The sequence below is a fragment of the Streptomyces sp. NPDC021100 genome (genome assembly GCF_044333095.1).
Taxonomy (GTDB): Bacteria; Actinomycetota; Actinomycetes; order Streptomycetales; family Streptomycetaceae; genus Streptomyces.
This window is the reverse complement of sequence record NZ_JBIRQH010000003.1, coordinates 356,620-370,863: the sequence shown is the minus strand read 5'-3', so window position 1 is coordinate 370,863 and position 14,244 is coordinate 356,620. Positions and strand designations below refer to the sequence as shown.

The 14,244-nt window shown below is 71.6% G+C and carries 14 protein-coding genes and 1 riboswitch; of the genes, 8 read left to right on the top strand and 6 right to left on the bottom strand.

The window, feature by feature from the left end; all coding sequences use genetic code 11:
* Window positions 1-286: 286 nt before the first annotated feature.
* Window positions 287-1,468 carry a metallophosphoesterase gene (locus tag ACH4PU_RS08355; protein ID WP_398267876.1) on the top strand — a complete coding sequence of 394 codons (1,182 nt, stop codon included), beginning with the start codon at window positions 287-289 and terminating at the stop codon, window positions 1,466-1,468.
* Between the two features lie 181 nt (window positions 1,469-1,649).
* Window positions 1,650-2,531, top strand: a complete 882-nt coding sequence (locus tag ACH4PU_RS08350; RefSeq protein WP_398267873.1) for a hypothetical protein — start codon at window positions 1,650-1,652, stop codon at window positions 2,529-2,531.
* A gap of 13 nt (window positions 2,532-2,544) precedes the next feature.
* Here ACH4PU_RS08350 and ACH4PU_RS08345 read toward each other — a convergent pair whose 3' ends face one another.
* Both ACH4PU_RS08345 and thiC read right to left on the bottom strand, forming a co-directional pair.
* Entirely contained in the window at window positions 2,545-3,867 is a 1,323-nt protein-coding gene (locus ACH4PU_RS08345; protein ID WP_398267870.1) for a VWA domain-containing protein, read from the bottom strand.
* A gap of 104 nt (window positions 3,868-3,971) precedes the next feature.
* Window positions 3,972-5,783: a phosphomethylpyrimidine synthase ThiC gene (gene thiC, locus ACH4PU_RS08340; protein ID WP_398267867.1), complete on the bottom strand. Its 1,812-nt coding sequence runs from the start codon at window positions 5,781-5,783 to the stop codon at window positions 3,972-3,974.
* A riboswitch (TPP riboswitch) is annotated at window positions 5,778-5,912 on the bottom strand. Its footprint overlaps the gene before it by 6 nt.
* A 61-nt stretch (window positions 5,913-5,973) precedes the next feature.
* Between thiC and ACH4PU_RS08335 the strand changes: the two genes are divergently transcribed.
* The 3 genes from ACH4PU_RS08335 (at window position 5,974) to ACH4PU_RS08325 (ending at window position 9,600) form a co-directional block, all read left to right on the top strand.
* Window positions 5,974-7,467, top strand: a complete 1,494-nt coding sequence (locus ACH4PU_RS08335) for a YibE/F family protein (protein WP_398267864.1) — start codon at window positions 5,974-5,976, stop codon at window positions 7,465-7,467.
* Window positions 7,468-7,550: 83 nt separating this feature from the next.
* Window positions 7,551-7,751 carry a hypothetical protein gene (locus ACH4PU_RS08330; RefSeq protein WP_185940399.1) on the top strand — a complete coding sequence of 67 codons (201 nt, stop codon included), beginning with the start codon at window positions 7,551-7,553 and terminating at the stop codon, window positions 7,749-7,751.
* 76 nt (window positions 7,752-7,827) lie between these two features.
* Complete coding sequence (locus tag ACH4PU_RS08325; RefSeq protein ID WP_398267860.1) at window positions 7,828-9,600, top strand: SPFH domain-containing protein; 1,773 nt, start codon at window positions 7,828-7,830, stop codon at window positions 9,598-9,600.
* Here ACH4PU_RS08325 and ACH4PU_RS08320 read toward each other — a convergent pair.
* From ACH4PU_RS08320 to ACH4PU_RS08310, 3 genes are all read right to left on the bottom strand, one after another.
* Entirely contained in the window at window positions 9,597-10,043 is a 447-nt protein-coding gene (locus ACH4PU_RS08320) for an SsgA family sporulation/cell division regulator (RefSeq protein WP_004948386.1), read from the bottom strand. The genes ACH4PU_RS08325 and ACH4PU_RS08320 overlap by 4 nt on opposite strands.
* Before the next feature lie 584 nt (window positions 10,044-10,627).
* Window positions 10,628-10,849, bottom strand: a complete 222-nt coding sequence (locus ACH4PU_RS08315) for a DUF5326 family protein (RefSeq protein WP_185940397.1) — start codon at window positions 10,847-10,849, stop codon at window positions 10,628-10,630.
* Between the two features lie 357 nt (window positions 10,850-11,206).
* Entirely contained in the window at window positions 11,207-11,524 is a 318-nt protein-coding gene (locus ACH4PU_RS08310; RefSeq protein WP_398267856.1) for a cupin domain-containing protein, read from the bottom strand.
* Window positions 11,525-11,605: 81 nt separating this feature from the next.
* Between ACH4PU_RS08310 and ACH4PU_RS08305 the strand changes: the two genes are divergently transcribed.
* Window positions 11,606-11,986, top strand: coding sequence for a phage holin family protein (locus ACH4PU_RS08305; RefSeq protein WP_398267853.1), 381 nt, complete (start codon window positions 11,606-11,608; stop codon window positions 11,984-11,986).
* Between the two features lie 78 nt (window positions 11,987-12,064).
* Here ACH4PU_RS08305 and ACH4PU_RS08300 read toward each other — a convergent pair whose 3' ends face one another.
* Window positions 12,065-12,331: a hypothetical protein gene (locus ACH4PU_RS08300; protein WP_351507663.1), complete on the bottom strand. Its 267-nt coding sequence runs from the start codon at window positions 12,329-12,331 to the stop codon at window positions 12,065-12,067.
* A gap of 449 nt (window positions 12,332-12,780) precedes the next feature.
* Here ACH4PU_RS08300 and ACH4PU_RS08295 point away from each other — a divergent pair, with 449 nt between their 5' ends.
* Complete coding sequence (locus ACH4PU_RS08295) at window positions 12,781-13,677, top strand: LysR family transcriptional regulator (RefSeq protein ID WP_398267849.1); 897 nt, start codon at window positions 12,781-12,783, stop codon at window positions 13,675-13,677.
* A gap of 42 nt (window positions 13,678-13,719) precedes the next feature.
* Window positions 13,720-14,244 carry an NUDIX domain-containing protein gene (locus tag ACH4PU_RS08290; protein ID WP_398267846.1) on the top strand — a complete coding sequence of 175 codons (525 nt, stop codon included), beginning with the start codon at window positions 13,720-13,722 and terminating at the stop codon, window positions 14,242-14,244.

Below are 14,244 nucleotides of genomic sequence, written 5' to 3'. Positions count from 1 at the left end.
CTCGCCCCCGCAAGAAACGGTGAAGGGGCGGGACCGGGGACCCCCACCCACCCCCCGTCAACCGCACTCCTCCTATGGGCCACCACACACGAGCACCTCGACAAGGGGGAGCAAAACCGCCAATACCCGGCAAAACACCGGCCCTCCCGGGTTCCGTCCCCGATTGACGGCCCCTGGTGCGTCACAAGCCGCGACGGTCATTCCTATGATGGGCGCACGACACCACGGGCCGCCATGACCAGGCAGGGTCCACAAGGTGCACTGCGGCGCGACGGTGGAGGGGTCGATGGCTCAGGGGGCCGGACAGGGACCTGCGGGACGGACCGCGGAGGCGATGTCGCCCTACCCGGGGTACGCCCTGCCCGGATACACCCATCCGCTGCCCCCTCCGCACCTCGGGGAGGACCACGGGCACCACCTCGGGGAGCACCCCGCGGAGGACCACGGGCACCACCTCGGAAACGATCAAGGCCACCACCCGGCCACGGACGACCCCGGGCTCCTCGACGGCTACACGCCCACCGCGCGCGACCTGCCGGTCATCGAGCCCCGGCAGCCCCGGCCGTACGGCGAGGCGCCCCACGACGTCCCGACCGTCGAGCTCACCCCGATCACCGCCCCGCAGCAGCACCCCGTCCCGGGCGGCCCGGGCCCGCTGTACGTCGTCGGCGACGTCCACGGCTACCTGGACGAGCTGTACGCGGCGCTCGCCGCCCAGGGCATCGTCGACGCGCACGGCAACTGGGCGGCCGGCAACACCCGTCTGTGGTTCCTCGGCGACTTCACCGACCGGGGCCCCGACGGCGTCGGCGTCATCGACCTGGTCATGCGGCTCTCCGCCGAGGCCGCGGCGGCCGGCGGCTACTGCAAGGCGCTCATGGGCAACCACGAGCTGCTGCTCATCGGCGCCAAGCGGTTCGGCGACACCCCCGTCAACTCGGGCGCCGGAACGGCCTCGTTCCAGGCCGCCTGGCTGCTCAACGGCGGCCAGCGCACCGACATGGAGCGGCTGGAGGACCACCACCTCCAGTGGATGTCGCGGCTCGACGCGATGGCGGAGGAGGACGGCCACCTGCTCGTCCACTCCGACACCACCGCCTACCTGGAGTACGGCGACTCGATCGAGGCCGTCAACGACGCGGTGACCGAGGCCCTCCAGCGCAACGACCCCGACGAGTGCTGGGACCTGTTCCGCAAGTTCACCAAGCGCTTCGCCTTCCGCGACGAGGCCGGCTCCACGGCCGCCCGCGAACTGCTGGAGACCTACGGCGGCAGCCGCGTGGTGCACGGCCACAGCCCCATCCCGTACCTCCTCGGCGACGTGCCCGGCGAGGACTCCGACGGCGAGGACAGCACCCCCGTCGTGGAGGGCCCGCACCTGTACGCGGACGGTCTGGCCCTCGCCATGGACGGCGGCGTCACCATGGCCGGAAAGCTGCTGGTGGTGCAACTGCCGCTCGCGGACTGAGGATTATCCGACCGGTTCATGGGCAGGTTGGGATTCCCACCGCCGCGGGGGAATTCGCGAAACGCACTGTCACCCCGCGCCGGTGCGGCTCTACCATCGGCTTATCCGTAGCAGGCTCTCCTCCGTTTCCGCCCCATGCAGGCGCCGTCGGCGCCAAGGGCTTCCTACGGAGCATCGGGGGATGCACATGAACAGCGCTCCGCATCTGCTGGCCGAGGACCGCCCGGAATTCGAGCGGGTCCTGGACCTGGCACTGCGCTCGGCGGACCGGGATCCGGAGATCAGCGCACTGATCGCCGCGGAAGGACGGCGACTCGACACCGAACAGCTGCGGACTTCGGCCGTCCGGGCCATGACCGCCATTTCGGCGAGCGCGCTGCCGGAATACCGGAATTACGTCAGGGCGCGCGAGGAACTGCGCAGAACGCACCACCGTTCCGCCGCGGCCGGTTCCCGCGGACGCGGCCGGCAGGAGGGCACCGGCTCCGACGGCCCGGGCGCCTCCGGGGCGGGCGCGGGGGCGGTGCTCACCGTCCTGGCACCGGTCCTCGCCGGGATAGCCGCCTTCCTGTTCCTCCTCATCGGCTATGTGCTCGAGGTGATCGGGACCGAGAGCTCGGTGGCCCGGCCGATGGTGACGGCGGGCTGGTGGTTCGCCGGCCTCACGGCCGCCGGCGCGCTGATCGCCATGGGCGCACTGCTGCTCATGGCGTTGCGCAACGGACGTCCGGGCGCCCCCGGAACCGTGAAGTCCGCCGCCGGCCCCTCCCGTGTCCCCCGGCTCGAACTGGACGCCGACCGGGCCCGGGACGCCTGGCACGAAGCCCTGCTGCACCGCGGCCTCCTGCCCTTCCTGCGCCAGGCCCTGGCCGACGCACCCGTGGCGCCCGACTCCTCGTACGTGCCGGGACCGCGGGAGGAGCGGGGCCGCACCTCGCGGCTGGGCTTCTCCAGCCCGGGCTTCTCCAGCCACGAGGAGCAGCCGGGTCCCCACCTCCGGCCCCGCTTCACCAGCCCGGACTACACCGGTCCGGAGCTCGGGAAGCCCAACGGCCGGGAGTGAGGCCCGTGTCGGCTCACGGCGCGGGACGGGAGGCGTCCGGTCCGAGGACACCGGCCTGCCGGGCCGCGGCGACCCAGGCGGGGAACTGGGACAGCAGCCGGTCGTAGAGCTCCTGGTCGGAAACGGTGGTGATGTCGTCCACGGCGAAGAACCCGACGTTGTCGAGGGAACGGTCCGGCAGGGTGTCGAACCGTTCCAGCACCCCGTAGTCGGCCCGCCCGAGCCCCACGAACTGCCAGAAGACGGGCTCCTTCACGGCGGCCCGGAGCTGCCCTTCGATCCGCTCGTCCTCGTACACACCGCCGTCGGAGAAGAACAGGACGAGGGTCGGGTCGGCGGACGGGTTCGTCCGGACGTCCTTCCGGACCTTGGCGATCACTTTCGGCTCGTTGTTCCCCCAGCCGATGCGGCCCATGTCGGTCTGCCCGGCGCGGCGCTCCTCCAGCCCGTGCTCCCAGGGGTCGTCGAGCCGCACATGCAGGGAGATCCACTCCGGCAGGTCGGCCGGCCGCAGATCGGGCAGCCGGGCCGGGCGGTCGGCGAAGACCCACGCCTCCAGCGTGCCGTCGTCGTCCAACTGCGCGGCGACGGCCGCCATCCGCTCCACCACACCGGCGACCACACCGTCGTCGTACAGCTCGCTCATCGAACCGGACGCGTCGAGCACCAGGATCACGCGCGCCCGAAGTCCGTCGGCGCCCCGCTTCCTGAGGCTGACGGACACCTGTTCTTTGCGCAGCTCCAGCCGTTCGCGCAGTTCGAGGGGGAGAGACTCCTCGACGGGAGCCACCGGCGCCGCTTCCCCCGCCACCACCACGCCGAAGTCGGTGGCGAGTCCGGCCAGCCCGGTGTCGTACCCCTGGCCGACCGCACGGAACTTCCAGCGGCCGTCCCGCACATACAACTCCCCGCACACGAGCGCGGTTTCCGGCCCGACGGACATCTCGTACCGGGCCAGCACCGCACCCGTCACGGCGTCCAGCAGCTCCAGCGTCAGCCCGCTCACCTCGCCGAACGTCCCCCCGTCCGCCGCGGCGCAGAGGACGACCCGTTCGACGTCGGCCTCCAGACCGCTCCGGTCGACCAGGACGGTATCGGTGACCAGCCCCTCCGCCTCCGTCCGCTTTCCGCGGTGCGCGACGGCGCCCGAGGCGTGCCGCGGCTGGTTGTAGAAGACGAAGTCGCCGTCGCCGCGCACCGTTCCGCCGGCGGTGAGGAGCAGGGCGGTGGCATCGACGTCCGGCGCTCCCGGCACGGCTTTCCAGCTGAGCACGGCGTGCACAGCGGTCACGGGCACCACGCGGTTGGCGCCCTTGCCCAGGGATATGTCATTCATCCGGCCAGTCTCACGGCGAACAACGGAACCGGACAATCCGCCGGCCCGGGGCAGCCCCACGAGCGGAGCTCCCCCGGTCCCGTCACCGGCCGGCGCACCCGCCGTCAGTCGGCGAGCGGAAGGTACACCCTGTTCCCGGACGCGGCGAACTCCTCCGACTTGGCCCGCATCCCCGCCTCGATGTCCGTAGCGCCCAGGTCACCGCCGTGCTCGCGGCGGATGTCCTGAGAGATCTTCATCGAGCAGAACTTGGGCCCGCACATGGAGCAGAAGTGCGCGGTCTTCGCCGGTTCGGCGGGCAGCGTCTCGTCGTGGAAGGCGCGGGCGGTGTCCGGGTCGAGGGCCAGGTTGAACTGGTCCTCCCAGCGGAACTCGAACCGCGCGTCGGAGAGCGCGTCGTCCCATTCCTGGGCGCCGGGGTGGCCCTTGGCCAGGTCGGCGGCGTGTGCGGCGATCTTGTACGTGATGACGCCGGTCTTGACGTCGTCGCGGTCCGGCAGCCCCAGGTGCTCCTTGGGGGTGACGTAGCAGAGCATCGCCGTGCCCCACCAGGCGATCATCGCGGCGCCGATGCCCGACGTGATGTGGTCGTACGCGGGCGCGACGTCCGTCGTCAGGGGGCCGAGGGTGTAGAACGGCGCCTCCTCGCAGATCTCCTGCTGGAGGTCGATGTTCTCCTTGATCTTGTGCATCGGGACATGGCCCGGGCCCTCGATCATCGTCTGGACGTTGTGCCGCTTCGCGATCGCATTGAGCTCGCCCAGCGTGCGCAGTTCGGCGAATTGCGCCTCGTCGTTCGCGTCCGCGATCGAACCCGGGCGGAGCCCGTCACCGAGGGAGTACGTGACGTCGTAGGCCGCGAGGATCTCGCAGAGCTCCTCGAAGTTCTCGTAGAGGAACGATTCCTTGTGGTGCGCCAGGCACCAGGCGGCCATGATCGAACCGCCCCGGGAGACGATGCCGGTCTTCCGGCGCGCGGTCAGCGGGACGTAGCGCAGGAGTACGCCGGCGTGGACGGTCATGTAGTCCACGCCCTGCTCGGCCTGCTCGATGACCGTGTCCTTGTAGATCTCCCAGCTGAGCTCCTCGGCCTTGCCGTCCACCTTCTCCAGCGCCTGGTAGAGCGGCACGGTGCCGATGGGGACGGGGGAGTTGCGCAGCACCCACTCGCGGGTGGTGTGGATGTTGCGGCCGGTGGAGAGGTCCATCACCGTGTCGGCGCCCCAGCGGGTGGCCCAGGTCATCTTCTCGACCTCCTCCTCGATGGAGGAGGTGACGGCCGAGTTGCCGATGTTGGCGTTCACCTTGACCAGGAACTTCTTGCCGATGATCATCGGCTCGATCTCCGGGTGGTTCACATTGGCCGGGAGGACGGCCCGGCCGGCCGCGATCTCCTCGCGGACGGTCTCCGGGGAGACGTTCTCCCGGAGGGCGACGTACTCCATCTCCTCGGTGATCTCACCGCGGCGCGCGTAGGCGAGCTGCGTCACGGCGGTGCCGGACCGGCCCCTGCGGGGCTGGCGGGGGCGGCCGGGGAAGACCGCGTCGAGGTTCTTCAGGCCGCCGCGCGGCGACGTGTGCTTGATGCCGTCGTCCTCCGGGCGCATCGGGCGGCCCGCGTACTCCTCGGTGTCACCGCGGCCGATGATCCAGTTCTCGCGCAGCGGCGGCAGGCCCCGGCGGACGTCCGTGGTGACGTCCGGGTCCGTGTAGGGGCCCGAGGTGTCGTACAGCTGTACGTCCTGTCCGTTGGTCAGGTGCACCCGGCGCACCGGGACCCGGAGGTCGGGGCGGGAGCCGGTGACGTAGTCCTTGTGCCAGCCGATCCGTCCGATCTGTCCGGTGCGTTCCGTGGCCTCGGCCGTCGGTCGCGTGGTGGACGGGTCGGCAGACGTGCGTGCGTCCTGCGAGGTCATATGACCGTAACTCCCTACGCCGGCATTACCCGGTAACAGGTTCAGCGGTCGACGCAGCGGCTTCCGTACCGTTCGTACGGAGGTCAGCGCCCTCTCAGCCCGGTGCTCCGAGCTCCCGCGATTGCAAAGGTGACACAACGCTAGCGCCTTCCGGCGCCGGAGTGCCAGAGGGGCTTGCGATGATCGGGCGATGACCGCCAGCGACGCCGTTCCCCCGCCCCGGCCGCCCTCGTCCCCGCATGGATCCGGCCATGGTCGCGGGCGGGGGCGGGGGCGGGGACGGGCGCGGAGGCGGCGGAAGGGGTTCGGGTTCGGGGTGGACGCGGGGCACGGTCATGGCCAGCACGGTCACGGGCATGGCCATCATGGCCACAGTCACAGCCACGGCCCCGCCGCTCCCGTCTCCCACCGGCTGCGCAAGGTGATCGCGGCGGTGCTGATCCCGTTCACGGCGGCGGTGCTGGTGGGGCTGGTGGTGCTGTGGCCGGGGGGCGCGCCGCCGCACTCGCACAGCGGGCTCGGGCTGGACCGGCATACGGAGTCGGGGCGGGTGGTGAAACAGGAGGAGGTGGCGTGCGCCGGGGGCGCGGGAGCCGCCGGGGCGCCGGGGGGCGGTCAGGCTCCGCCGCCGCAGGGAGCAGGGGCGCCGGGTGGTCCGGCCCCGGCCGAAGGCCCTTGCCGGTCGGCCGTCATCGAAGTCTCCTCGGGGCCCGACAAGGGCCGTACGTTCACCGAGATCGTGCACCCCGGGGCGTCCCGGCAGTACACGGTGGGGCAGCGGGTCATCCTCGCCTACGCCCCCAAGGCCCCCGAGAACCTGCGCTACTCGGTCATGGACGTGGACCGCGACCTCCCGGTCGGCCTGCTGGCCGGGCTGTTCGCCGTGGCGGTGGTGGCCATCGGACGGCTGCGCGGCGTCTTCGCACTGGTGGCCCTCGTCATCAGCTTCGGCGTGCTGACGCTGTTCATCCTCCCCGCGGTGCTCCAGGGTTCGGACCCACTGCTGGTCGCGGTGGTCGGCGGCAGCGCGATCATGCTGATCGCGCTGTACCTGTGCCACGGCCTCAACGCCCGCACGTCGGTGGCGGTCCTGGGGACGCTCACCTCGCTGCTGGTCATCGGGCTGCTGGGGTCGTGGTTCATCGACTGGGCGCGGCTGACGGGGAACACCGACGACCAGACCGCACTCGTCCACGGGCTCTTCCCGGGCATCGAGACCCAGGGCCTGCTGCTGGCGGGGATCATCATCGGCTCGCTGGGCGTCCTCGACGACGTGACGGTCACGCAGACCTCGGCGGTGTGGGAGCTGAAGGAGGCGGATCCCTCGGCGAGTTGGCGCAAATTGTACGGTGCGGCGATGCGCATCGGGCGGGACCATATCGCCTCTGTCGTCAACACGCTCGTGATGGCGTACGCCGGTGCGTCACTGCCGTTGCTCCTGTTGTTCTCGATCGCCGACAGCGGCGTGGGAACGGTGGCCACGAGCGAGATCGTCGCGGAGGAGATCGTACGGACGCTGGTCGGCAGCATCGGGCTCGTGCTCTCGGTGCCGGTGACGACACTGCTGGCGGCGCTCGTTGTCAGTGCCGACCGGCACACTGAGGGTGAGGGAGCGGACACCGGGCCCGGGGGCGGCACCGGTGCGCGGTCCGGTGGCGGCCGGCGCCGCCGGGCGAAGCGCTAGCGCGGCGGGGCCCGGGCGGTACGGGCGCCGGCGGGCGCCCGCTCGCAGGTGTTTGTCGGTGGGGTGGCCGGACGGGGGGTGCCGTGATCGGGGAGACGGGCCGGGTGACGGGGGCGATCGGCCCCGGGCTGGTCGGCGAGGTGATGCTCCGTGTGCGCGGGGGCGCCGAGGCGTTCCTGGCGTACGCGGTGGAACCGGGCGAGCGCATCACGCGGGGGACGCTCGTGGTGGTCGTGGAGTACCAGCCGCCCCGCACGGTCTATGTGACATCCGCCTACGGGTGACCCGCCCGACGGTGACCAGCGCCCGACGGGTCACGACGCGCCCACCGGGCCGCAACGCAAAAGGGGGAAACGGGACATGTTCATCGGGATCGTGGCGGGGGCCGTCGTGGTGGCCGTCGCCCTCGCGGTAGGGCTGTTCAAGTTGATGTGGCGCGTCGCGGAGCCCAACGAGGCGCTGGTCATCTCCGGCTCGAAGCACCGCACGGAGGGCCTCGGGGAGGGGATGGGCTTCCGGATCGTCACCGGGCGGGGCACGCTGGTGCTGCCCGGGGTGCAGGTGGTGCGCAAGCTGTCCCTGGACCTCAACGAGGCGCAGTTGAACGTGGATTGCGTGACGAACCAGGGCATACCGCTCAAGGTCCATGGCGTGGTCATCTTCAAGGTCGGCGACGACTTCGTCTCGATCGCCAACGCCGCCCGCCGCTTCCTGGACCAGCAGAAGTTCATGTCCGAGCGGGTGCACAACGTGTTCGCCGGACACCTGCGGTCGATCGTCGGCGGGCTGACCGTGGAGGACATGATCCGCGACCGGGAGCGGCTGACGGGCGAGACCCGGGCGGCCTCCGGCACCGAGATGGAGAAGCTCGGCCTGATCATCGACTCCCTGCAGATCCACGAGATCCAGGACCCGACCGGCTACATCAAGAACCTCTCCGCGCCGCACGCCGCGGCCGTGCACCGGGACGCCCGGATCGCCCAGGCCGAGGCGGACCGGCTGGCCACCGAGGCCGAGCAGGCAGCGGCCGCGCGGATGGCCGAGGCCACCCGGGACAGCGAGATACTCCAGGCCGGCTACCAGGCCGAGCGGGACGGCGCCGCGGCCAAGGCGCGGCAGGCCGGTCCGCTGGCCGAGGCGGCGGCACAGCAGGAGGTCGTGGTCCAGGAGACGCGGGTGGCGGAGCTGGCGGCGCGGCGCCGGGAGCAGCAGCTCCAGGCGGACGTCCGGAAGCCGGCCGACGCCGCCGCGTACAAGACGCGCACCCTGGCGGAGGCCGAGCGGGACGCCCGGATCTCGGCGGCGCAGGCGCTGGCCCGGGAGACGGAGCTGGCCGCCGCGGCCGACGCGACGCGCGTGAAGACGGAGGCCGCGGCCGAGGCGGAGGCCACCAAGGCGCGCGGCCTGGCCGAGGCGGCCTCGACGCGGGCCACCGGTGAGGCGGAGGCCGCGTCCGGGCAGGCGCAGGGCGTGGCCGAGGCCGAGGCGGCCAAGGCCCAGGGCCTGGCGGGGGCCGAGGCGGCCAAGGCGCAGGGGCTCGCCGAGGCGGAGGCCACCCGGGCGCGCGGGCTGGCGGAGGCCGAGGCGGCCAGGGCCCGGGGCCTCGCGGACGCGGAGGCGGCCCGGGCCAAGGGGCTGGCGGAGGCGGAGGCGATCAAGGCGAGGGCGGCGGCGCTGGCGGAGAACCAGGACGCGGTGGTCGCCCAGCAACTGGCCGAGAAGTGGCCCGAGATCGTCGGGGCCGGCGCCCAGGCGTTCGGAAGCGTGGATCACATGGTGGTGCTGAACGGCGCGGACGGCCTGTCGGAGGCGTTCGCCAAGGCGCTGACCCTGGGCGGTACGGGCCTGGGCCTGGCGCGGCAGCTCCTGTCGTCCATGAGCGGCGGTCTCGACGGCGGCCCTGGCGCCGGCGGCATCGACGGCACCCGCGGGGCCAGTGGAACCAGCGGACCCGGCGGAAGGGGCGGCCGGGCACCGGGGGCCGCAGGGGGCGCCGACGACGGCGGGGCCGGGCTCCCCGACCGGGGTACGGCCGCCGCGCCGGGCGGTCCCGTCCCGCGCACCGAGCGGGTGCCGGTCGAGCGGCCCGCCGGGGGCCCGGCCGGGGGCGGTGGCGGCGCACCGGCACGTTAACCGGCGTTCTGCCCCTCGGTGTTGCCGGCGAGGATGCTCTCGAGCGCCGCGGCCAGGTCGTAGTCGAAATCGGCGACCGAGCGCTCCTCGCCCAGCGGGGCGACGCGGTCCGTCCGGTCCAGGAAGGCCACGAGGGGCGCCGCCCCGGCCCGGAACAGCGCGCCTTCGCCGCCCACTTGCAGACGGATGAACACGTCCGAGAGGTGCTGCGCGGAGGCGGGGGCGATGTGCACATCGCCTTCGCCGGAGGGCTGGCTCAACCCGTCGAGCAGCAACTCCCTTGCGAAAGCCCAGGTCACCGGGGCGTCGCCGGGCAGGTGAAAGGTGAACTTCACCGCGTAGGGATCGCTGCTGTCATAGGCCAGCTCCACCGGGATACGGAAGGACAGCTCCTCGGAGACGAGGAACGTCATGATCACTTCTGCCTGAACTGTGTCGCGCATCGCCCAATGCCCCGTCTTTGTCGGTTTGGCCGGGATTGGATCCTCATGGCCCTACTCATGACGCCATAGTCTGACAACAACGCCCTGCGGATCACAAGGAGTGATTTTTCAGTTACCGATAGAGATTGAGAGGGAGCTTACGGCTCTTCGACTCTGGAGAGTAGCGACTCGACTACGGCATGGAGTCGTTCCGCCGGATTCCGGGCGGACATAAGCAGAGAACTGGCCAAAGTGCGGAGGCGCCCACCGCCGAGGCGGGACGGTGGACGGGCACCTGACGGGCACCTGATGAGCAGCGGCCAGGCGGCTGACGGGCGGCGTACCGGCGGCGGGCGCGGCCGACGGCGCGACGGCGGAAGACGGGGGAACGACGCTGGGGCGACGGGGAAACGGGCGGGCCGGGCCCGCCCTACTCCTGTCCCGCGCAAACCGGTTGGAATCGTGCCGGGACATGCCGGAGGGGCGGAAATCCCGCCCCTCCTCGCACACTCGGTGCCGGGGTGAACCGGCCGTACCGGCTGACGGCCGAAGTTACTCCCCGCGTTCCGATTCGTTGAGTTGACGAATTCGCCGGCGCGACGGGCCTACCAGTCGCCGCCCTTCGACGACGAGGACCCTGTGAACTTCTTGACGACGAAGACCAGGCCACCGATCAGCGCGACCAGCAGCAGCGCCTTGAACAGGACGTCGATGACGATCCCCAGCACGCTGATGATCAGGCTGCCGAACACCACGCACACGAGCACCGGCAGGGCGATCCACTTCACCCACCACGGCAGTCCTGCGAGTATCCCCTTCTGACCCATGTCGTTCCCTGCTCTCCGCTTTGCGCGTCGTTGTCGGATCACGGCCGCCTGTGCCACTCCGCCGTCCGCGGCGCGAGCGGCGGGCGGGTCGTGTGCCACCGGTGTCACCGGCCGTCCGGAGCGGTCGCCCCGGCCTGCTTCGATGCTAGGGCGGACCGGGGTGCGAACGGGGCCGCCGCGACCCCCGTACATCCCTGAACCTTCCCCTACGGGATGGGCGCCGGCGACCCTGAGATCCCGGGACCCGCGGGCCCTCGGCCGGGCCGGCTCCCGCGGACCCGGCCCGGACCCGCTCCCGCGCCGACGACCGGCTCCCGGACGACAGGGCCGGGTCGGATCCCCGGGCGACGGGCCGGGTCAGCTCTCCGGCGGGGAGAAGACGACCAGGACCCGAAGGTCCTCGCTGATGTGGTGGAACCGGTGCGTCACCCCGGCCGGAACGTAGACGACGCTGCCCCGGGCGACCTCCGTCGTCTCGTCCCCCACGGTGATCGACGCCCGGCCGCTCACCACCACGTACACCTCGTCCTGGCCGTGCGGGCCCTGCGGGTCCACGTCCCCCGCGTCGAGCGCGTAGAGGCCGACCGACATGTTCCGTTCCTTGAGGAACTGCAGGTACGCCCCTTCGTTCGCGGCCCGCTCCGCCTCCAGCTCATCCAGCCGGAACGCCTTCATTCGCCGTCTCCTCCTCCGGGCGCCGGCCATGCCGCCGATCGCCGATCCCACCTGTCGGTCCCGTCTGCCACGATCTCACGTATGAAGAATTTCGTAGTCAAGACGATCGCCAATGCGGCGGCCCTCGCAGTGGCGATCTGGCTGCTCAAGGGCATCACCCTGGCCGGTGAGACGACCGCCGCCAAGGCGATCACGCTGCTCGTCGTGGCGCTCCTGTTCGGCCTGGTCAACTTTTTCGTCAAGCCGGTCGTCAAACTGCTGTCGTTCCCGCTCTTCATCCTCACGCTCGGCCTGATCACTCTGGTGATCAACGCGTTGATGCTGCTGCTGACCAGTTGGCTGGCCGGGAAGTTCGATCTCGCGTTCCACGTGGGGGGCTTCGGACCGGCGCTGGTGGGCGGCGTGATCATTTCGATCGTGGCCTGGGCGATGCATGTGATCCTGCCGGACGACAAGGACTGACGCGGCAAGCACCGCGACGATGACCGATGCTGCACGTACGAAAGGGCGGGGGGGGCGGAGTGGTGGGCGGAAGTCGCATCACCGGCCGGCCGGCGGCGGGTCGTACCCGACCGTGTTGGCGGCCAGCTCCTCCGGGGTGATCTCCGTGGACCAGCCCTCCGGAGGCTCCTGGTACGGGCTGCACGCCCCGCAGGCGGCGCAGGTCCAGCGGCCGTGGATGCCGTGCACGATGGCGCCGCAGCCGGCGCACGTGTCCGTGGTGTAGTACGGCGGTTCACCGGGCAGGGCCGGTGACCGCCATGGGTACGGAGGGTTCGGGGACGCGCCGGCGGAGAACTCATCCATGCGCCCCAGACTGCCATGGGCGCACCCCGACGCACACCTTGTCAGCACGACGCGTCGCGTCCCGCGCGTGCACGGCCGGACCGGGCGGGACCGGGTCAGGGGAGGGCGGCGGCCCGGGGAAACATCGACAAGACAACCGGGCGGCCGACGCCGGAACGCCTCCATCGTCGACAAAGTGACAGGGGTAAACCGAGGCGGCGGCACGTGATTTGGCGACGTGACGACTCGGAGCCCGGCCGGCCCGGACACCGTGAACCAGGCCCGCGGCAGCGCGAAGGCGGCTCAAGCCTCCCCCCTCATGGCTTGAGCCGCCGCGGTCCGCGTGAAGAAGAACCGCGCGACCAAGGCTAGTTGACCCTACGTCAGTGTCCAATCACCCCGACGACACAGCCCTATCGACTTATTTATAGTTCCTCTACGGTCGGTGGCGGACCTCCCGGGGAGACAGCATGGATCTGACCCTGTTGCGCACCTTCGTCACCGTCCACCGGGCGGGCTCCTTCACCCGCGCCGCCGCCCTCCTGGGCCTCTCCCAGCCGGCGGTCACCGGGCACATCCGCACGCTGGAACGCCAACTCGGCCATCCCCTCTTCCTCCGCCAGGCGCGCGGCGTCACCCCCACGACGCTCGGCGACGAACTGGCGCACCGGATCGTGCCACACGTCGACGCCCTGCTGGAGATCACCGAATCGGGGCTCGACGAGCAGTGGCCGCACCGCACCCTCCACCTGGCGGGCCCGCCGGAGTTCACCGCGCTGCGCGTGCTGCCCGCACTGAGCCCGCTGATCATCCAGGGGCTCACCGTGCGCGCCGCCCAGGGCATGTCGGAACCGCTCTTCGAAGGGCTGGCCGCCGGCCACCACGAGCTCGCCGTCACCACGTCCCGCCCCCGGGGCCGGCTGCTGACCGCCACGCCGCTGTGCGACGAGGAGCACGTCCTGATCGCGGCACCGCGCTGGGCGGCCCGGCTCGGCGGCGCGGCCGTCGTCCGCGACAAGGGGGTGGCCGTCCTGCAACACCTGCCGGTGGTGGAGGTGGACGAGAGCCTGCCGTTCGTCAGCCGCTACTGGTCCGCCGTCTTCGACAGCAAGCCCGTCGCCACCGGCGCCGTCATCGCCCCCGATCTCCGGGCGGTGCTGTCCTGCGTCGTCGCGGGGGCGGGCATCGCGGTCCTCCCCCGCTATCTGTGCGAGGACGCGCTGGACACCGGAGAGGTCGTCGCCCTGCTCAACCCGCCGGTGCCGCCGCTGCGCACGTACTTCCTCGTCGTCCGGACCGGCACCCTGGCCCACCCGCATCTGGCCCGGGCACACGAGTGGCTGCTGCGCGCCGCCGTTTCCTGGTGAGCAAGGGGTTTCGCGACGGCCTTGACGCGGCAGATGTCGCTTATGACCGTACGACCGGTGGTCAAACGCACCGCCCGCGCCATCCTGCTGGCAGACGAGCCGGGCTCGGGCTCCGGCGAGCTGCACCTCATCCTCATCAAGCGCACCAAGCCCGGGGAGGCCCCCTACTGGATCACTCCGGGCGGGGGCGTCGAAGCCGGTGACGAGACCGTGATCGCCGCCCTGCACCGGGAGGTCGACGAGGAACTGGGCGCGAAGGTCGTCGACGTCGTGCCCGCGTTCGTCGACACCGTCCTCCACGTCCCCGACCCCGCCGACCCGGAAGACCGGACCGTGCCCGGCGGCGTCAAGGTCCAGCACTTCTTCGTCTGCCGCCTGGCCTCGATGGACCTCGCCCTGCGGCACGGCCCCGAGGTCGACGAACCGCGCGGCACCTACGAGGTGGTCCGGGTGCCGTTCACCCGCGAGGGCATCGCCTCGGTGGAGGTCGTGCCGCCTTCGCTCCGCGCCTATCTGCGCGAGAACGTCGAGGGGGTACGGGCGCTGCTCGCCGACGATCTCGGATAG